Below are 18,395 nucleotides of genomic sequence, written 5' to 3'. Positions count from 1 at the left end.
CGTCCCGGTGAACACGCGGGCGCCGACGCTGTGCCTGCTGCCCGGCCTGGATGGAACCGGGCACCTTTACCGGAATCTGGTCCGCTGCCTGGACACGGATTTCGAGGTCCGTACGCTGGCCTATGACAGCCGTCGGTTCGACGGCTATTCGCCGTTGGCCGACGCGCTCGCACCGCGGTTGCCCCGGGACCGCGACTTCGTCCTGATCGCCGAATCCTTCGCGGGACCGCTGGCGGCCGAGCTCGCGGGCCGATTCCCGCAGGGACTGCGCGCGCTGGTGCTGGCCGCGAGCTTCGTGTCCTCGCCGTTGCCGGCCAGTCGCCTGTTGGCTGGTGTGCTGGAACATCTGCCGGCGACGCTGCCGCCGGGCCTGTTGCTGGAACGGATGCTCGCCGGCCGCGGCGCGGGGCGCGAACTGAGGGCGGAATTGCCGTCGGTGCTCCGGACCATTCCGATGGAAGTGCTGCGGCGTCGCGCGCTGGCGGCATTGCGCAGCGATGCAGGGAAAACGCTGGCAAGCCTGGAAGTGCCGGTGCTGTATCTGCAAGGGACGCGGGATCGCCTCATCGGCCGGTGGGCCGGGAACCAGGTGCTTCAACTGGCGCGGGATGCCGAGTTGCGCCGGATCGACGCGCCGCATTTCCTGTTCCAGGTCGCCACCGACGCCGCCGTCGCGGCGATTACCGGATTCCTCGAACGGCGAGGGCTTGCCTAGCCCACCGCAGGATGGGCGGTGGCGCGTGGGGGCACCAGCCAGCGCCAGGCGATGAGCGCGGCGAGCAGGGCGAAGCCACCCGCGGCCGCGAACGCCACGGAGCCGCTGAAGCGCCACAACTGACCGGCGATCAGGGCGCCGGCCACGCCGCCAATGCCGGAGGAGAGGCCATAGAACACGCCCTGGCCATGGCCATTGAGCCGACCGGGGAAGAATCGGGCGAGCAGTTGCATCGCGGCGGCGAAGAACCCGCCGAAGTTGAGCGCATGGGTGATTTGCGCCAGTCCCAGTAGCCAGGCGTTGTCCGGCCAGAGCGCGGTCGCCCACCAGCGCAGGGCGGCGCTGAGCATCGCCACCGCCATCACCTTGCCCGCGTCCCAACGCCGGAAAATCCGCGCCGACAGGAAGAACACGCCGATCTCGGCGAGTACGCCGACCGTCCAGAACAGGCCCAGGCGGGAGGCGGAGTAGCCGTGCTCGCTCAAATAGATGGCGAAAAAGGTGTAGTAGGGGCCGAACGAGATCTGGATGAGGAAGGCGGCGACGAAGAACGCGCGCACCGCAGGTTGCTTCAGGCGTGCCCGGAAACCGGCCTGGTCCGGGGAATCCGCTTCCCGCGGCGGATGCTCGTAATGGTTGGCGTAGGCCGAGGCCAGCAGCGCGGCCAGCAGCGGCAGCATCAGCCAGGGCAGGCTGCCGGCACCGAAACGGTCGAGCAGTGGCCCGTACGAGGACACCACCATGATGAAGCCGATCGAACCCCAGACCCGCACCTGGCCGTAGCGATGCGGCTGCGCGGCGAGATGGCCCAGGGTGATCGATTCGAATTGCGGCATCACCGCGTTGTAGGCGAAGCAGAACGCGCACATCACCACGAACAGGCCGGTGAATCCCAGCGGCAGCAGGAAGAGCGCGAACGCCAGCAGGGTCAGCCAGCATCCCAGGTGCAGCCAGCGGATGGGGCGCGGCGAACGTGCCGCCAGCGTGGTCCAGGTGCTGGGCGCGAGTATGCGGGTGGCATACCACAGGCTCATCAGTACGCTGATTGCGCCGACCTGCATGCCACGCGATTGCAGGAACAGGCTCCAGTAGGGCGAGAACGCACCCAGTGCGGCGTAGTACGCGAGATAGAAGCTGGACAGCCGCGCCATCGGAACGGCGGCGGACGGTGTCACAGCAGATCCTGCACGGGGGCAGCCAGCAGTTCGCGGGTGCCGTGCGCCAGCCGGCGCAGGCGCGAGATGCCCAGATCCCGGATCAGCGAATGGCTCTGGTGCGGCAGCGGCGAATCGTAGAGGTCGTGCGGGGCCACGTTCTTGCCCGGCACGCCGGGAACGAATTCCAGTCCGGCGGCGGCATAGCAGTGCTGGACCAGCGCCGAACAGTACAGCGCGCCTTCCTTGGCCAGCAGATTGTCGCGTTGGCGCAGGCGCGTACTGTGCAGGGCGAACAGCGTGCCGACCAGTTCGCCCAGCGAATAGCTGGACAAGCCGGCCAGCAGTTCCAGCCCGGCGACCTGCACCTGCCGGATCTGGGTCTCGTCCAGTCCGAAGTCCAGCACGGCGAGGTTGGGGAACGTCTCCTCGTCGAAATAGCGGGCCAGCCGGTTTTCCTGCACGCCGAGGCGAATCTGGCGGTAGCGCAGATCCAGATCCGACTCCAGCACCCACCAGTGCCCGTCCACGCGCTGTTCCATGAAGATGAATGCGTGCGACCACAAGCTGCGATGGCCATCGCCCGTCAACGGCCCCTGCGCCTTGCGGATCAGCTTGTTGATCCAGTCACGCCCGCCGTAGAGGCCGATGCGCCCGGGCGCGGCATGCTTGAGCAGGAAGGCGGCGTTGGTGCTCTGGGCAGCGTCCATGCGGAGGCGATGCGGTAGGGAACGCGGATCCTAAACGATGCGCGCTGGACGAGCTTGCCGCGGCATGATGCGGCGTGCTTTCCAACCCTGTTGTTCCACAAGGCGCAGGTAGCCCCCTTGACCAGCCATTCGGCTGTTGAAAGCGAAAAAGGGGGCGGGCACCTGCGGAGCAGGTGACGGGGGATTGGCTCTTTGCGCGAAAAGCAAATCCCCCTCAATCCCCCTTTTGCAAAGGGGGAGGCAAAAGCCGAGCCTTTCCCGATTCCCGATTCCCGATTCCCGATTCCCGGCTTTCAACGGCCGCATGGCCGGTCATCCCGAATCCCGGCCCTATTCCGGGTCGTAATCCAGATTCGACGCCAACCAGCGCTCGGCCTGGACCAGGTCCACGCCCTTGCGGCGCGCATAGTCGGCAACCTGCTCCTTGGACAGCCGGCCGACCACGAAGTACTGGCTCTGCGGATGGCTGAAGTAGTACCCCGATACCGCCGCGGTCGGCAGCATGGCGAAGCTTTCGGTCAGGGTCATGCCGGCGTTCGAACCGGCATCGAGCAGCCGGAACAGCGTGGCCTTCTCGCTGTGCTCCGGGCAGGCCGGATACCCGGGCGCGGGACGGATGCCGCGGTAGCCCTCGGCGATCAGCGCGTCGTTGTCCAGTGATTCGTCGGCGGCAAAGCCCCAGAACTCGGTGCGCACGCGCTGGTGCAGGCGCTCGGCGAAGGCTTCGGCCAGGCGGTCGGCCAGCGCCTTGAGCAGGATCGCGTTGTAGTCGTCGTGATCGGCCTCGAAGCGCGCCACGTGCTCGTCGATGCCGATACCGGCGGTGACCGCGAACATGCCGATCCAGTCGGCCTTGCCCGATGCCTGCGGCGCGATGAAATCGGCCAGGCAGAAGTCAGGGCGTTCGACCGGCTTGTCGACCTGCTGGCGCAGGAAATGCAGGGTCTGCGGACCCCCTTCGGTCTGGATGACGACGTCGTCGCCGGTCGACTGCGCCGGCCACAGGCCGAACACGCCGCGCGCGGTCAGCCAGCGCTCGCGGATGATCCGGTCCAGCATCGCGCGCGCATCGCGGTACAACTCGCTGGCCTGCGGGCCAACGACCTCGTCGGTCAGGATGGCCGGATACTTGCCGGCCAGTTCCCAAGCCTGGAAGAACGGCGTCCAGTCGATGTATTCGACCAGTTCGGCCAGCGGATAGTCGTCCAGCGCGGTGATGCCGGGCTGGCGTGGCGCGGGCGGGTCGTAAGTGTCCCAGCCGCCGTCGAACTTCTGCCCGCGCGCCTTCTCCAGCGAAACCAGCCGCTTGGCGTCGCCACGGTTGCGGTGGCGCTGCCGGATCTCGGCATAGTCGGCGTCGTTGGCGGCGACGAAGGCCGCGCGCATGTCGCGCGAAATCAGCGATTGCGCCACGCCGACCGCGCGCGAGGCGTCCTTCACCCAGACGGTCGGTGCGTCGTAGTGCGGATCGATCTTCAGCGCGGTATGCGCGCGCGACGTGGTTGCGCCACCAATCAGCAGCGGCATGGAAAACCCCTGGCGTTGCATCTCGCGGGCGACGTGGGTCATCTCCTCCAGCGAAGGCGTGATCAGGCCGGACAGGCCGATGATGTCCGCGTTCTCGGCACGGGCGGTATCGAGGATTTTCTGCGCCGGCACCATCACGCCCAGATCGACCACGTCGAAGTTGTTGCAGGCCAGGACCACGCCGACGATGTTCTTGCCGATGTCGTGGACGTCGCCCTTGACCGTGGCCATCACGATCTTGCCGTTGGACTTGCCGGCGTCGCCGGTCTTCAGTTTTTCCGCCTCGATGAACGGCAGCAGGTAGGCCACGGCCTTCTTCATGACCCGCGCCGACTTCACCACCTGCGGCAGGAACATCTTGCCGGCGCCGAACAGATCGCCGACCACGTTCATGCCGTCCATCAGCGGACCTTCGATCACGTCCAGCGGCCGTGTCGCCTGCTGCCGCGCTTCCTCGGTGTCTTCCTCGACGAACGCATCGATGCCGTGCACCAGCGCGTGCGCCAGGCGCTCGCGCACCGGCTTGCCGCGCCAGGCCAGATCCTCGGTCTTGCTTTCGCCCTTCTTGCCCTTGTAGCGGTCGGCGATTTCCAGCAACCGCTCGGTCGCGTCGCTGCGGCGGTTGAGGATGACGTCTTCCACTCGCTCGCGCAGTTCCGGGTCCAGGTCGTCATAGATCGGCATCGCGCCGGCGTTGACGATGCCCATGTCCATGCCCGCCTGGATGGCGTGGTACAGGAACACCGAGTGGATGGCCTGGCGCACGGTCTCGTTGCCGCGGAAGGAGAACGAGACGTTGGAGACGCCGCCGGACACATGGCAGTGCGGCAGCGTGCGCTTGATGATGCGGGTGGCCTCGATGAAGTCCACCGCGTAGTTGTCATGCTCCTCGATGCCGGTCGCGACCGCGAAGATGTTGGGATCGAAGATGATGTCTTCCGGCGGGAAGCCGACCTGCTCGGTCAGGATTCGGTAGGCGCGCGTGCAGATCTCCACCTTGCGTTCGCAGGTATCGGCCTGGCCGGTTTCGTCGAACGCCATGACCACGGCGGCCGCGCCATAGCGCAGTACCTTGCGGGCGTGCTCGATGAAGGCTTCCTCGCCTTCCTTCAGCGAGATGGAGTTGACCACGCCCTTGCCCTGCAGGCATTTCAGGCCGGCTTCGATGACGGTCCACTTGGAGGAATCGACCATCACCGGGATGCGGGCGATGTCCGGCTCGGAGGCGATCAGGTTGAGGAAGCGGCTCATCGCCTTCTCGGAATCGATCAGGCCCTCGTCCATGTTGACGTCGAGGATCTGCGCGCCGCTGGCGACCTGCTGGCGGGCGACCTCGACCGCTTCCTCGTAGCGTTCTTCCTTGACCAGCTTGCGGAACTGCGCGCTGCCGGTGACGTTGGTGCGTTCGCCGACGTTGACGAACAGCAGGTCCGGGGTGATGACCAGCGGTTCGAGCCCGGAGAGGCGGGTATAGCGGGGCGGGGATGTGTTGTTGTCCATTACCAGACCTTGTAGACCTGTCCTGTCTGCACGCCTTCGATGCTGCGCTGGAAGGCCAGCGCGGCGCGGGCGGCGGAAACCGGCTCGAAGCCGGGGAAGAAATCGGCGTAGGCGTCCCAGGCTTCGCTGAGCACAGTGGGGCTGACGGCGTTGATGCGCAGTCCGCGCGGCAGTTCGCAGGCGGCGGCGCGGACGAAGCCCTCGACCGCGGCATTGACCGCGGTGGCGTTGGCGCCCTGGCGGATCGGCTGCTCGGCGAGGATGCCGGTGGTCAGCGTAATCGAGCCGCCATCCCGCAGATGATGCTGGCCGATGAGCGCCAGCCGCACCTGGCCGAGCAGCTTGTCCTGCAGGCCGGTGTCGAACTGGGCGGCGGTCATCCCGTCCAGCGGACCGAAATGCACGCTGCCGGCGGCGCTGACGATGGCGTCGAGTTGTCCGGTCGCGGCGAACAGGGCGCCCACGCTGGCGTCATCGCGCAGATCGACGCGATGCTCGCCGCTGTTGCGGCCCGCGGTGAACACCTGGTGACGCTCGCCCAGATGCCGAGCCACCGCGCGTCCCAGGGTGCCGCTGGCCCCCACCACGAGAATCTTCATGCGCGCGCTCAGGCGGCCCGGGCCAGCGGCTGCCTCAGGCGCCGCGGTGGAATTCCCGCCACCGCCTGGGCGATGGCCTGGATGTGCGCGGGCGAGGTGCCGCAGCAGCCGCCCACTAGGTTCAGCAGGCCGGACTGGGCGAATTCCTTCAACGTGGCCGCCATTTCCTCCGGCGTTTCGTCGTATTCGCCGAAGGCGTTGGGCAGGCCGGCGTTGGGGTGGGCACTGACGTAGCCGTCAGCCACGTTGGCCAGGGTTTCCACGTGCTCGCGCAGATCGCGCGCGCCCAACGCGCAGTTCAGGCCGATGGACAGCGGTCGGCTGTGTGCCATGGAGGTGTAGAACGCTTCCGCGGTCTGCCCGGACAGGGTGCGTCCGGACGCGTCTGTGATGGTGCCGGAGATCATGATCGGCAGGCGCGCGCCACGGGCGTCGAAGGCTTCCTCGATGGCGAACAGCGCGGCCTTGGCGTTGAGGGTGTCGAAGATGGTTTCCACCATCAGGCAATCCGCGCCACCGTCGATCAGGCCGTCGATGGCCTCGCGGTAGGTGGCGCGCAGTTCGTCGAAGCTGGTGTTGCGGAAACCCGGATCATTGACGTCGGGGCTGATCGAGGCGGTGCGGCTGGTCGGGCCGAGCACGCCGATGACGAAACGCGGCTTGTCCGGCGTCTTCGCTTCGACCTCATCGCAACACGCGCGCGCGACCTGTGCGCCGGCCTTGTTCAATTCGTAGACCAGGTGTTCCAGGTGGTAGTCGGCCTGGCTGACCGCGGTCGCGTTGAAGGTATTGGTCTCGACCAGATCCGCGCCGGCTTCCAGGTACGCGGTATGCACACCGGCGATGACCTCGGGTTTGGTCAGCAGCAGCAGGTCGTTGTTGCCCTTCAGATCATGGCCGCAACCGGGGCCGTGTCCATGTTCCGGCTGCCGGCTGTCGAAGCCGTCCACGAACCGCTCGCCGCGATAATCGGCTTCCTGCAGGCCGTGGCGCTGGATCATGGTGCCCATCGCGCCGTCGATGATCAGGATGCGTTGCTCGAGGGCGTCGAGCAGCAACCGCACGCGCTGCGGGTGCAGCCAGGGAAGGGTGTTCATGGTTTGACTCCCAGCAGGGAAATGACTTCGAAATGCGGCGGACGGCGTTCGCGGGTGACGGTCTCGGCGCTCACGATCTGCAGCCCGGCCTTTTCGGCGAACTTGCGCAGTTCCTTCTCGGTGAAGCCGAGATTGACGTGGCCGTAGGATTCGACCACGGCGCGATGCTCGTGCTTGCCCAGGCTGCTCAGCAGCAGGCGCCCGCCCTTGCGCAGCACGCGCGCGGCTTCGGCGACCGCCTGGGCCGGCTTGCTGGCATAGGTCAGTGCATGCATCAGCACCACCAGATCGAAACTGCCGTCCTTGAAGGGCAGGGCGTGCATGTCGCCCTCGCGGACTTCCACATTGGGAAAGCGGCGCAACCGCTCGCCGGCGGCGGCGACCACGCGGGCGCTGGTATCGATGCAGACATAGCGGTGCGAATGCGGCGACAGCAGTTCCGCCAGCACGCCATCGCCGGAGGCGATGTCGAGCACGTCGCCGGTTTCCAGCAGGGGCAGGGCGGTTCGCGCCAGTGCCTCCCAGGTGCGGCCGGGGGAATAATGGCGTTCCATGTCGCCGGCCACCGAGTCGGCCCAGTTCTGGTCGGCGGCGCGGCTGGCCAGCACCGCCGGCAGGCGCTCGGCGTCCTGGCGCAGCAGGGGGTCGTCGCTGCCTTCTTTCAGGGCCCGCCACAAGTCCCGCTGGGCCGGGTCCAGTTTGTCCTCGTCGAAGCGATAATAGGCGGACACGCCGGCGCGCCGGTCGCGCACCAGGCCGGCTTCCTTGAGTTTGGCCAGGTGGGTGGACACGCGGGGCTGGGCGAGCTGGGTGATGGCGGAGAGCTCGGCCACGGTCAGTTCCTCGCCGGCCAGCAGGGCCAGCAGGCGCACGCGGGTCGCATCGGCGAAGACCTTGAGTCGGCTCGACCAGGCTTCCAGATCCATAAATATCTTCCTATCGCGATATAGAGATATTTTCCGCCTGACGCCGGGTCCGGTCAAGCGGCACATACGCCAGCGCATGGTGTGGGGTCGCCGGGTTACAATTGGTATTCAAAATATTTTGGAGTGAGGGGTTTTAGCCGTGGATTTCGCATTCACCGAAGAGCAGTTGATGATCCAGGACGTGGCGCGCCGGATTGCCCAGGAAAAGATCGCCCCCAGTGCGGAGCACCACGACAAGACCGGCGAATTCCCGCTGGAGAACATCCGCCTGCTCGGTGAGAACGGCCTGATGGGCATCGAAGTGCCGACCGAGTACGGCGGCGCCGGCATGGACCCGATTGCCTACGTGCTGGCGATGGTCGAGATCGCCGCCGGTGACGCGGCCCACTCGACCATCATGTCGGTGAACAACTCGCTGTTCTGCAACGGCATCCTCAAGTTCGGCACCGAAGCGCAGAAGCAGAAGTACGTGCGCGCGATTGCCGAAGGCAAGGAAATCGGCGCCTTCGCGCTGACCGAGCCGCAGTCCGGTTCCGACGCCACCGCCATGCGCTGCCGCGCGCTCAAGCAGGCCGATGGCAGCTACGTGATCAACGGCAAGAAGAGCTGGATCACCTCCGGACCGGTCGCCAAGTACATCGTGCTGTTCGCGATGAGCGATCCGGACAAGGGCGCGCGCGGCATCACCGCGTTCCTGGTCGATACCGACAAGGCGGGCTTCCACCGCGGCAAGACCGAACCCAAGCTCGGCATCCGCGCTTCGGCCACCTGCGAAATCGAGTTCACCGACTACGTGGTGGCTGCCGAGGATGTGCTGGGCGCCGAAGGCGAGGGCTTCAAGATCGCGATGGGGGTGCTGGACGCCGGACGCATCGGCATCGCCTCGCAGGCGATCGGCGTGGCCCGCGCAGCCTATGAGGCGACGATCGCCTATGTGAAGGAGCGCAAGGCCTTTGGTGCGCCGATTGGCACCTTCCAGATGACCCAGGCCAAGATCGCCGACATGAAGTGCAAGCTGGACGCTGCGCTGCTGTTGACCCTGCGCGCGGCCTGGGTGAAGGGCCAGGACCAGCGTTTCAGCAACGAGGCGGCGATTGCCAAGCTGACCGCCTCCGAGGCGGCGATGTGGATCACCCACCAGGCCGTGCAGATCCACGGCGGCATGGGCTACTCCAAGGAAATGCCGCTGGAGCGCTACTTCCGCGACGCCAAGATCACCGAAATCTACGAAGGCACCAGCGAAATCCAGCGCCTGGTCATCGCCCGCAACGAAACCGGCCTGCGCTGAGCCGGCCGCGCCTTTCCGCTCCCAAGGGACGGAAGGACCCGGATGAGAAACCCCGGCTTGCCGGGGTTTTTTCATGGCCCGGTACTGCCGAACCGCGACGGCAAACCGCCCGATCGTCGATGGAAGGCCGCAATCAATCGGAATCGACAACGAACCGGAATGGATCGGGCGGATCGACGAAGCGGACCGTGCGGAGGCGTCCGGTCTCCACGAAGCGTTCCCCGTCGATGCGATGGTCGATCAGGCGGGCGCCGATAGGCTGCCCGTTTTCATCGCGGACACGGTGGGCGGCGGGGAACGAGAGTTGTCCATCCGGCGTGGCGGTCACGGCCGCGCAGGAGGTAAACAGCCCAGGCAGGCGATACAGTCGGGCCCGCGCCGACAATGGGTCGACGAGCAGGAAGAGCGGAATCTCGGAGACACCGGCATCCTCGTCGCCGGGATGGCTTTCGATGCAGAACAGGGCCGGGCGATCACCGTGGCGCGGTGCCACGTGCAGGTCGGCGTACATCGGGTGATGCGTTGCGGACGTCTCTTCGCCGAATGTCCGTGCGTCGTCGAAACGAAAGCTGCGTTCACCCACCGTGACGCCATCGTACGCAAGCCACACGTCGACGTCCTGGCCATCGATGTACGGCTGGAAGCGCGCACGCGGATCCTCGATTTTCTCCCGGCCGTACTCCTCCTTGCTGACGTGGATATTGCGGACCGAATGCCCCCGTTCCGAGTAGGCCGGCGCGGTGAACACGCGGCCGGGCTGCCCGGCGAACAACTCAGCGTAACCATGGCCGGTGGCGCTGCCGTAAATCGTCCGCGCAATTGCCGTTCCGGGGATGAGTACCGGCAGCATCATGGCCAGCAGCAGAAGCACCCGGCCGGAGACCGACCGGCGGCGCCGGGATTCGTGGGACATGGTGTCGGGTGGAAGCGGTGAAAGGAGATGCCAGCCTGTGCCAGTGCGCCAGCCCACACCATCGGAGGATTCCCAAACCGCCTCGCGATCCAGCGGGTACACAAATGAAAAAGCCCCGGCATGGCCGGGGCTTTTCCTTGCAATCACGACGGATTCGTCGTCTTTCAGTGCCCGGGCGCGGGTTCGCTGGGCAGGGCCGGCGGAGCGGTTTCTCCCGCATGGGCACGTTCACGGGAATGGTCGCGGGCCAGGTACAGGTAGAACGCCGGCAGCACGAACAGGGTGAACATGGTGCCGATGGTCATGCCCGAGGCGATCACAACGCCCATCGAGAACCGCGACGCGGCGCCCGGGCCGGTGGCGATCAGCAGCGGGATCATCGCGAACACCAGCGCGGCGGTGGTCATCAACACCGGGCGCAGGCGGATGGCGGCCGCTTCCTCGATGGCCTCGCGCTTGGACAGGCCACGTTCGAGTTGCAGCTTGTTGGCGAACTCCACGATCAGGATGCCGTGCTTGGAGATCACGCCCACCAGCGTCACCAGGCCCACCTGGGTGTAGATGTTGATGCTCATCCCGGGGAAGGCCTCGATACCCATCATCTGCAGGATCTGCGCGGCCAGCGCCAGCACGTTCAAGGTCAGCAACGCGCCGCAGATCGCCATCGGCACGGTCAGCAGCATGATCAATGCGTCGCGGAAGCTCTCGAACTGTGCCGACAGCACCAGGAAGATCACGATCAGGGCCAGCACCAGGGTCATCAGCATCGCCGAACCCTCCTGCTTGAACTGGCGCGATTCGCCGGCGTAGTCGACCGAGTAGCCCTGCGGCAGCACTTCCTTGGCGGCCTGGTCCAGGATGGCCAGGGCTTCGCCCTTGCTGACGCCGGGACGCGGCGCGAACGTGATCGACACCGCATTGAGCTGCTGGAAGCGCTTGAGCGACTGCGGCTGCGCGCTTTCCTTCAGGGTCACGATGGTCGACAGCGGCACCAGTTCGCCGTCGCGGGTACGGGTGTAGTAGTTCTCGAGATCGCTGGCGTTGAGGCGGTCGTTGCGCTGCACCTGCGGAATCACCAGGTAAGAGCGGTTCTGCATCGCGAAGCGGTTGGTATAGCCACCCGACAGCATTGCCGACATGTCGGCCGCGAGCGTCCGCATGTCGATGCCCAGGCTGGCCGCCTTGTCGCGGTTGATCTCCACCTCGATGCGCGGCTTGTCGATCTTCAGGTCCTTGTCCAGGAAGATGAAGCGCTTGCTGGCCATGGCCTTCTGCAGGATGGTGTCGGCCAGCTCGTTGAGCTGGCTCAGCTCGCCCACGCCGCCGATGATGAACTCGCCACCGCCGTCGCCGCCCGCGCTGGGCAGGGACGGGGGCACCAATGCGAACACGTTCAGGCCGCTGACGCCGCTCATCTTCGGCTGCAGTTCCTGCTCCAGCACCGCCTTGGTCGAACGCTCGCGCTGGCTCCAGGGCTTGAGCACGAAGCCGGCCATGGCGCTGGGGCTGGCGCCGCCACCGCTGCCGCCGAAACCGCCGTTGAACAGGAAGTAGTCCTGGATCTCGGGCACGCCCTTGGCAATCGTGGTGACTTCCTCGGTGTAGCGCTCCACGTAGTCCAGGGTGGAGTAGGGATCGGCGCTGGCGATGGAGAAGATGAAGCCTTCGTCTTCCAGCGGCGCCGGTTCCTGCGGCGCGGAGGTGTACAGGAAGGCGCACGAGGCGAGCACCAGCAGGCCGAAGATGCCGATCACCGCCTTGGTTTCCAGGGTACCGTGCAGGCGGCGCTGGTAGCTGCGGTGCAGGGTCTCGAAGCGGGCGTCCAGCCACTTCTCCAGCTTGCCCTTGCCGCCGGCGCTGTGCGGCTTGAGGATCTTGGCGCACATCATCGGGCTGAGGGTCAGGGCGATCACGCCCGACAGCAGCACCGATCCGGCCAGGGTGAAGGCGAACTCGGTGAACAGCACGCCGGTCAGGCCGCCCTGGAAACCGATCGGCAGATAGACCGCGACCAGGGTGGTGGTCATCGCCACCACCGGCCAGGCCAGTTCGCGCGCGCCCTTGATCGAGGCGTCATAGGGCGACATGCCTTCCTCGATGTGGCGATGGATGTTCTCCAGCACGATGATGGCGTCGTCCACCACGATGCCGATCGCCAGCACCATCGCCAGCAGGGTCAGCAGGTTGATGGTGAAGCCCATCAGCAGCATCAGGAACAGCGCGCCGACCAGCGACAGCGGCACGGTCACCGCCGGAATCAGCACGCTGCGCAGCGAACCCAGGAACAGGAAGATCACCACGATCACGATGATCACCGCTTCCACGATCGTGCTGACCACCTCGTCGATGGCATCCTGGATGGACTCGGTGCTGTCGTAGGGGATCGTCGCCTTGATGCCTTCCGGCAGCTGCGGCACGATTTCACCATCCCACAGCTTGCGCACTTCCTTGATCACGTCCAGCGAGTTGGCGTCCGGGGCGACGAAGATGCCCATGAAGGTCGCCGCTTCGCCGTTGATGCGCACCGAGGTGCCGTAATTCTCCGAGCCCAGGACCACGTCCGCGACGTCGCCCAGGCGGACGATCGCGCCGTTCTCCTCGCGCACGATCAGGCGGCGGAACTCGTCCGCGTTGCGCAGATCGGTGCGTGCGGTCATGTCGATCGCGACCATCTCGCCCTTGGTCGAACCCACCGCCGACAGCACGTTGTTGTTCTGCAGGGCGTTGGCGACATCGCTGGCGGTGACCCGCAGCGCGGTCATCCGGTCGGGCTTCAGCCAGACGCGCATGGCGAAGGTGCCGGCGCCGAGGATGTCGGCGCGCTGCACGCCGGACACGGTCACCAGCTTGGGCTGGACGACGCGGGTCAGGTAGTCGGTGATCTGGTTGTTGTCCAGGGTCTCGGAAGCGAACGACACGTACATCGCCGCGATCTGCTGGCCCTGCTGCAAGTCGATCACCGGGTCCTCGGACTCCGGCGGCAGCTGGCCACGCATCTTGTTGACCTTGGCGGCGATCTGGGTCAGCGCTTCGTTCGGATCCTGATCCAGGCGGATGTAAGCCTGGATCAGGCTGACGCCGGCCGAACTGGTCGAGCTGAGGTACTCGATGCCCTCGGCGCTGGCGACCTCGCGTTCGAGCGGGGTGGTGATGAAGCCCTGGATCAGGTCGGCATCGGCACCGTAGTAGGTGGTGCTGATGTTGACCACCGCGTTGCGCAGTTCCGGATACTGGCGCACGTTCAACTCGGTGAACGAGCGCAGCCCGAACAGCAGGATGAACAGGCTGACGACGACCGCCAGCACCGGTTTGTTGATGAAGATGTCGGTGAATTTCATCGCCGGGTCTCCGTCAACGGTTTTCCGGAGCCGGCGCGGCGTTGGCGCTCGGCTGGACCTTGTTGTTGACCACCACCTCGGCGTCGTTGCGCAGCTTCAGCAGGCCCGTGGTCGCGACCCGTTCGCCGGCCTTGAGGCCCTCGGTGATCGCGATCAGGTCACCACGGGTGGCGCCGGTCTTGACGAAGCGCTGCTTGACGATCAGCTTCTTGCCGGTCAACGGCTTGCCCTGCATGTCGGTCTCGCCCTTGGCGCGGGCGATTTCCTGGATCACGTAGACCGCGTTGCCGTAGGGATTGAAGCTGACCGCGGTCTGCGGCACCACCACCACGTCCTGCGCACTGCCGGTATCGAAGCCGACATGGGCGAAGGTGCCCGGACGCAATGCGCCGTCGGGATTGACCAGGGTCGCCTGGACCTTGAAGTTGCGGGTGGCCACATCGACCAGCGGTTCCACCGCGGTGACCTCGCCCTCGAACACCTGGCCGGGGAGCGCATCGACCGTGGCACGGATCCGGCTGCCGCGGGTCACCTGTCCGACGCGTTGCTCGGGCAGGGTGAAGTCGAGGTAGATCGGATCCAGCGTCTGCAGGGTGACGATCGCGTCGCCCGGACTCAGGTACTGGCCCAGGCTGACCTTGCGGATGCCGAGCACGCCGCTGAACGGCGCGGTGATGGTCTTCTGCGCGATCAGGGCGCGCTGCGCCTCGACCTGGGCCTGCGCGGTCGCGGCCTGGGTGCTGCGCTCCTCGGCGTCGGCCTGCGAGACCAGCTTGTCGCGGGCCAGCGCCTGCCAGCGATCGCGTTGGACGGCGGCCAGCTTGGCGGAAGCTTCCAGCGAACGCAGCACCGCCAGTTCATTGGCCGTATTCAACCGCGCCAGCACCGCGCCTGCCTTGACCGGCTGGCCGACGTTGATCGAAAGCTCGCGCACCACGCCACCGGCCTCGGTGGTCACGTCGGTGCCCTGGATGGCGACGAACGTGCCTACCGCCTGCTGGGCATCGACCCAGCGTTCCCGCTTGGCGGTCCAGTCGGTCACGGTGGAGGCCGGCTGGGGCATGTTGTCGAAGAACTGGTTCATGCCCTGGTTCATGAACGCCTTGATGGCGAACACGCCACCGAAGATCAGGATCACGCCCAGCAGCATCAGGACCATGCGGCGGGTGGTGGAAGGAGGTTTCCGTGCAGTGGCGTTCCGTGTCATGGCGGGCATCGATGGTGGGGGATTCAGGAAGACGACGAACGGGCGGGGCCCGGATCGACATCTTGGATCGCGCGATTATCACGGGATGAGACGGGACGCCGGAAGGGAAGGAAGTCACCTCCCGCGCGTTAAATAATGGCCATTACAAAAATGGCGACTGCACCGCGCATGCGTTGAATCGCATCCGCCAGAAACGGAAAACCCCGGCCAGGCCGGGGTTTCCGTGTGCGTTGGCGCGCCTTGGCGGCGTCAGCGCGAGGTGGGCGCGTCGTGCGCCTCCAGGTACTCGCGGGACGGCTCGTCCATCTTGTCGCCGAGCACGCGCCGCACCGCGACGAAGAACACCGGGATCAGCAGCAGGCCCAGGAACGTCGCCGCCAGCATGCCGCCGATCACGCCGGTACCGATGGCGTGGCGGGCATTGGCGCCGGCGCCGGACGAGATCGCCATCGGCAGCACGCCCATGATGAACGCGAACGAGGTCATCAGGATCGGGCGGAAACGCAGGTGGGCGGCGGTGATCACCGCATCCCGCAGGGTCTTGCCCATCTTGCGCTCCATGACCGCGAACTCGACGATCAGGATGGCGTTCTTGGCGGCCAGGCCGATGATGGTGATCAGGCCGATCTTGAAGAAGATGTCGTTCGACAGGCCGCGCATCATGGTGAAGGCCAGCGCGCCCAGGGCGCCCAGCGGCACCACCAGCAGCACCGCCACCGGAATCGACCAGCTCTCGTACAGGGCGGCCAGGCACAGGAACACCACCACGATCGACAGTACCATCAGCAGCGTGGCGCTGTTGCCGGCCAGGATTTCCTGGTACGACATGCCGCTCCAGTCATAGCCGAAGCCCTGCGGCAGATCGTTGGTCACGATGTTCTCCATCGTGGTCATCGCCTGGCCGGAGGAACTGCCCGGAGCGGCCGCGCCGTTGATGTTGACGGCGGCATAGCCGTTGTAGCGCGACAGCGACGGCGGCACCGAACCCATCTCCGAATGGACCACGGTGGACAGCGGGATCATCGCGCGTCCGCCGCTGGCGTCGGTCTGCAGGCTGCTGGGCGTGTAGATGCGGCCCAGTGACTCGGCGCCCGTGCGGTATGGAGCATCGGCGCGCATGTTCACGCGCTTGATACGGCCCTGGTAGAAGAAGTCGTTGACGTACACCGGGGCCAGCATCAGCTGGATCGAGGTGTAGATGTCGCCGACCGACAGTCCCATCGCCTGGGCCTGCACGCGGTCCACGCTGAGCTGCAGCTGTGGGGCGTTTTCCAGGGTGTTCGGGCGCACGCCGACCAGGGTCTTGTCCTGTGCCGCCTTGCCGAGCAGGGTGTTGCGGGCGGCCAGCAGTGCGGCCTCGCCGGCGCCGCTGCGATCCTGCAGCCACATGTCGAAGCCGCCGAACTGGCCCAGGCCCTGCACGGTGGGCAGGTTGACCACGAAGATCTGCGCCCCCTTGATGCCATACAGCGCGCCATTGGCCTGCTGGATGAAGTCGGTGACCACGACCTCGCGCTCGTCCCATGGCTTGAGCTTGATGAACGCCATGCCGACGTTCTCGCCCTGGCCCAGGAAGCTGAAGCCGGACACCTGCATCATCCCCTCGAAGCCCTCCATCTGGCTGAGGGTGCCGCGGATCTGGGTGAACACCTCATTGGTCTTGCTCATGGTGTTGCCCGGCGGCAACTGCACGATCGCCAGTGCGTAGCCCTGGTCTTCCTCGGGCAGGAAGCTGCTCGGGATGCGGGTGAACAGGAAGCCGCACAGCACGGTCAGCAGCGCGAACACCACCATCCAGCGCGGGGTATGCCGGATTGCCGCGCCGATGTGGCCGACGTAGGTCTTCTCGACCTTGGCGTAGTACTTCTCGAACAGGCGGAAGACGATGTTCTTCTTCTCGTGGCTGTCATGCTCGTGCTGCTTGAGGAAGCTGGCGCACAGCGCCGGAGTGAAGCCCAGCGCGAGGAACGCCGAGAACGCCATCGAGATGGCGATGGTCAGCGCGAACTGCTTGTAGATCTCGCCCGAGGCGCCGCCCTGCAGCGCGGACGGGATGAATACCGCCGCCAGCACCACGGTGATCGCGATGACCGCGCCGGTGATCTGGTCCATCGCCTTGATGGTGGCCTCGCGCGGCGGCAGTTTCTCTTCCGCCATGATGCGCTCGACGTTCTCGATCACCACGATCGCATCGTCCACCACGATGCCGATCGCCAGCACCAGCGCGAACATGGTCAGCTGGTTGATGGTGAAGCCGATGACGCTCAGGCCCCAGAACGTGCCCAGCAGGGCGACCGGGATGACCAGGGTGGGGATGATGGTGGCGCGGAAGTTCTGCAGGAAGATCAGCATCACCAGGAACACCAGCAGGATCGCCTCGAACAGGGTCTTGACGACTTCCTCGATCGAGATGGTCACGAAGGTGGTGGTGTCATACGGCGAGAACCAGGACACGCCCTGCGGGAAGCTGGGCTGCAGCTCGTCCATCTTGGTGCGCACGGCCTCGGCCACGTTCAGCGCGTTGGCGCCCGGCAGCAGCTGGATGGCGAAGGCGCCGACCGGCTTGCCGTTGTACTGGGTGTCGAAGCCGTAGTTCTGGGCGCCGAACTCGACCCGCGCCACGTCCTTCAGGCGCACGGTGGAACCGTCGCTGTTGGCGCGCAGGATGATGTTCTCGAACTGCTCCGGCGAGGTGAACCGGCCCTCGGCCGACACGGTCGCGGTGAACGCCTGGCCCTCGGGCGCCGGATCGGAACCGACCGAACCGGCGGCGAACTGCACGTTCTGGCCCTTGACCGCCGCCAGCACCTCGCTGGAGGACAGGTTGTAGCCCTGCAGCTTGCCCGGATCCAGCCAAAGGTTCATGGCGTACTCGGAACCGAAGTGCTGGGTGCTGCCGACGCCGGGGATGCGCGAGACCTGGTCAAGCACGCGCGAGGCCAGGATGTCGTTGAGGTGGTTGCGATCCACCGCCGGATTGTCCGACTGAAGGCCCACCACCATCAGGAAGCCGGCGTTGGCCTTGGCCACCACCACGCCCTGCGCGGTCACCTCGGACGGCAGGCGCGGGGTCGCCAGCGCGACCTTGTTCTGCACCTGGACCTGGGCGATGTCGGCGTCGGTGCCGGTCTGGAAGGTCAGGGTGACCGTCGCGCGACCGGAAGAGCTCGACGTGGAACTGAAATACAGCAGGTTGTCGATACCGGTGAGCTGTTGTTCGATGACCTGGGTCACCGAGCGCTCGGTGGTCTCGGCGCTGGCGCCGGGATAGCTCGCGCTGACCGTCACCTGCGGCGGGGCGATGGAGGGATAGGACTCCACGCCCAGGTTGAGGATCGAGATCACGCCCGCGAGCGAGATCAGGATCGACACGACCCAGGCGAAGACCGGATGGTTGATGAAAAACTTGGGCATGGGGGCG

At 66.2% G+C, this 18,395-nt stretch carries 12 protein-coding genes; 2 read left to right on the top strand and 10 right to left on the bottom strand.

Going from position 1 to position 18,395, the window contains the following annotated elements:
• The first annotated feature begins 7 nt into the window (after nt 1–7).
• Nucleotides 8–715, top strand: coding sequence for an alpha/beta fold hydrolase (locus tag IQ458_RS02355; protein ID WP_203321783.1), 708 nt, complete (start codon nt 8–10; stop codon nt 713–715).
• Here IQ458_RS02355 and IQ458_RS02350 read toward each other — a convergent pair.
• The 6 genes from IQ458_RS02350 to IQ458_RS02325 form a co-directional block, all read right to left on the bottom strand.
• A complete protein-coding gene (locus IQ458_RS02350; RefSeq protein ID WP_183644677.1) occupies nt 712–1,866 on the bottom strand; it encodes an MFS transporter in 1,155 nt (384 codons plus the stop codon). The two genes, IQ458_RS02355 and IQ458_RS02350, sit on opposite strands and share 4 nt — an antisense overlap.
• 20 nt (nt 1,867–1,886) lie before the next feature.
• Nucleotides 1,887–2,579 (bottom strand): hypothetical protein, encoded by a 693-nt coding sequence (locus tag IQ458_RS02345; protein ID WP_203321782.1) that lies wholly within the window; start codon nt 2,577–2,579, stop codon nt 1,887–1,889.
• A 330-nt stretch (nt 2,580–2,909) separates the two neighbouring features.
• Entirely contained in the window at nt 2,910–5,606 is a 2,697-nt protein-coding gene (metH, locus tag IQ458_RS02340; protein ID WP_203321781.1) for a methionine synthase, read from the bottom strand.
• A complete protein-coding gene (locus IQ458_RS02335; protein ID WP_203321780.1) occupies nt 5,606–6,205 on the bottom strand; it encodes a short chain dehydrogenase in 600 nt (199 codons plus the stop codon). The genes metH and IQ458_RS02335 overlap by 1 nt, the downstream gene beginning before the upstream one ends.
• An 8-nt stretch (nt 6,206–6,213) precedes the next feature.
• Nucleotides 6,214–7,302 carry a homocysteine S-methyltransferase family protein gene (locus IQ458_RS02330; protein ID WP_203321779.1) on the bottom strand — a complete coding sequence of 363 codons (1,089 nt, stop codon included), beginning with the start codon at nt 7,300–7,302 and terminating at the stop codon, nt 6,214–6,216.
• The gene (locus IQ458_RS02325) at nt 7,299–8,228 is read right to left on the bottom strand and encodes an ArsR/SmtB family transcription factor (protein WP_183641752.1); all 930 of its coding nucleotides are present in this window, start codon (nt 8,226–8,228) and stop codon (nt 7,299–7,301) included. Before IQ458_RS02325 ends, IQ458_RS02330 begins: the two co-directional genes overlap by 4 nt.
• Nucleotides 8,229–8,367: 139 nt before the next feature.
• Here IQ458_RS02325 and IQ458_RS02320 point away from each other — a divergent pair, with 139 nt between their 5' ends.
• On the top strand, nt 8,368–9,516 hold the full coding sequence (locus IQ458_RS02320) for an acyl-CoA dehydrogenase family protein (RefSeq protein WP_203321778.1): 1,149 nt from the start codon (nt 8,368–8,370) through the stop codon (nt 9,514–9,516).
• A 133-nt stretch (nt 9,517–9,649) separates the two neighbouring features.
• On the opposite strand, the gene IQ458_RS02315 is transcribed toward IQ458_RS02320, so the two are convergent.
• The 4 genes from IQ458_RS02315 to IQ458_RS02300 form a co-directional block, all read right to left on the bottom strand.
• Complete coding sequence (locus tag IQ458_RS02315; RefSeq protein WP_203321777.1) at nt 9,650–10,429, bottom strand: hypothetical protein; 780 nt, start codon at nt 10,427–10,429, stop codon at nt 9,650–9,652.
• Between the two features lie 164 nt (nt 10,430–10,593).
• Nucleotides 10,594–13,767: an efflux RND transporter permease subunit gene (locus IQ458_RS02310; protein WP_183641743.1), complete on the bottom strand. Its 3,174-nt coding sequence runs from the start codon at nt 13,765–13,767 to the stop codon at nt 10,594–10,596.
• A 13-nt stretch (nt 13,768–13,780) separates the two neighbouring features.
• Nucleotides 13,781–14,974 (bottom strand): efflux RND transporter periplasmic adaptor subunit, encoded by a 1,194-nt coding sequence (locus IQ458_RS02305; RefSeq protein WP_183641740.1) that lies wholly within the window; start codon nt 14,972–14,974, stop codon nt 13,781–13,783.
• Nucleotides 14,975–15,223: 249 nt separating this feature from the next.
• Nucleotides 15,224–18,388 carry a multidrug efflux RND transporter permease subunit gene (locus tag IQ458_RS02300; protein ID WP_183641737.1) on the bottom strand — a complete coding sequence of 1,055 codons (3,165 nt, stop codon included), beginning with the start codon at nt 18,386–18,388 and terminating at the stop codon, nt 15,224–15,226.
• Nucleotides 18,389–18,395: the final 7 nt, after the last annotated feature.

It is taken from the genome of Pseudoxanthomonas beigongshangi (assembly GCF_016820515.1).
Lineage (GTDB): Bacteria > Pseudomonadota > Gammaproteobacteria > Xanthomonadales > Xanthomonadaceae > Pseudoxanthomonas_A > Pseudoxanthomonas_A beigongshangi.
This window is presented reverse-complemented; position numbering and strand designations above follow the sequence as displayed.

Coding starts and splice junctions, on each gene's coding strand:
- IQ458_RS02350 (WP_183644677.1), bottom strand. CDS start 1,866: ATGGCGCGGCTGTCCAGCTTCTATCTCGCGTACTACGCCGCACTGGGT.
- IQ458_RS02345 (WP_203321782.1), bottom strand. CDS start 2,579: ATGGACGCTGCCCAGAGCACCAACGCCGCCTTCCTGCTCAAGCATGCC.
- metH (WP_203321781.1), bottom strand. CDS start 5,606: ATGGACAACAACACATCCCCGCCCCGCTATACCCGCCTCTCCGGGCTC.
- IQ458_RS02335 (WP_203321780.1), bottom strand. CDS start 6,205: ATGAAGATTCTCGTGGTGGGGGCCAGCGGCACCCTGGGACGCGCGGTG.
- IQ458_RS02330 (WP_203321779.1), bottom strand. CDS start 7,302: ATGAACACCCTTCCCTGGCTGCACCCGCAGCGCGTGCGGTTGCTGCTC.
- IQ458_RS02325 (WP_183641752.1), bottom strand. CDS start 8,228: ATGGATCTGGAAGCCTGGTCGAGCCGACTCAAGGTCTTCGCCGATGCG.
- IQ458_RS02315 (WP_203321777.1), bottom strand. CDS start 10,429: ATGTCCCACGAATCCCGGCGCCGCCGGTCGGTCTCCGGCCGGGTGCTT.
- IQ458_RS02310 (WP_183641743.1), bottom strand. CDS start 13,767: ATGAAATTCACCGACATCTTCATCAACAAACCGGTGCTGGCGGTCGTC.
- IQ458_RS02305 (WP_183641740.1), bottom strand. CDS start 14,974: ATGACACGGAACGCCACTGCACGGAAACCTCCTTCCACCACCCGCCGC.
- IQ458_RS02300 (WP_183641737.1), bottom strand. CDS start 18,388: ATGCCCAAGTTTTTCATCAACCATCCGGTCTTCGCCTGGGTCGTGTCG.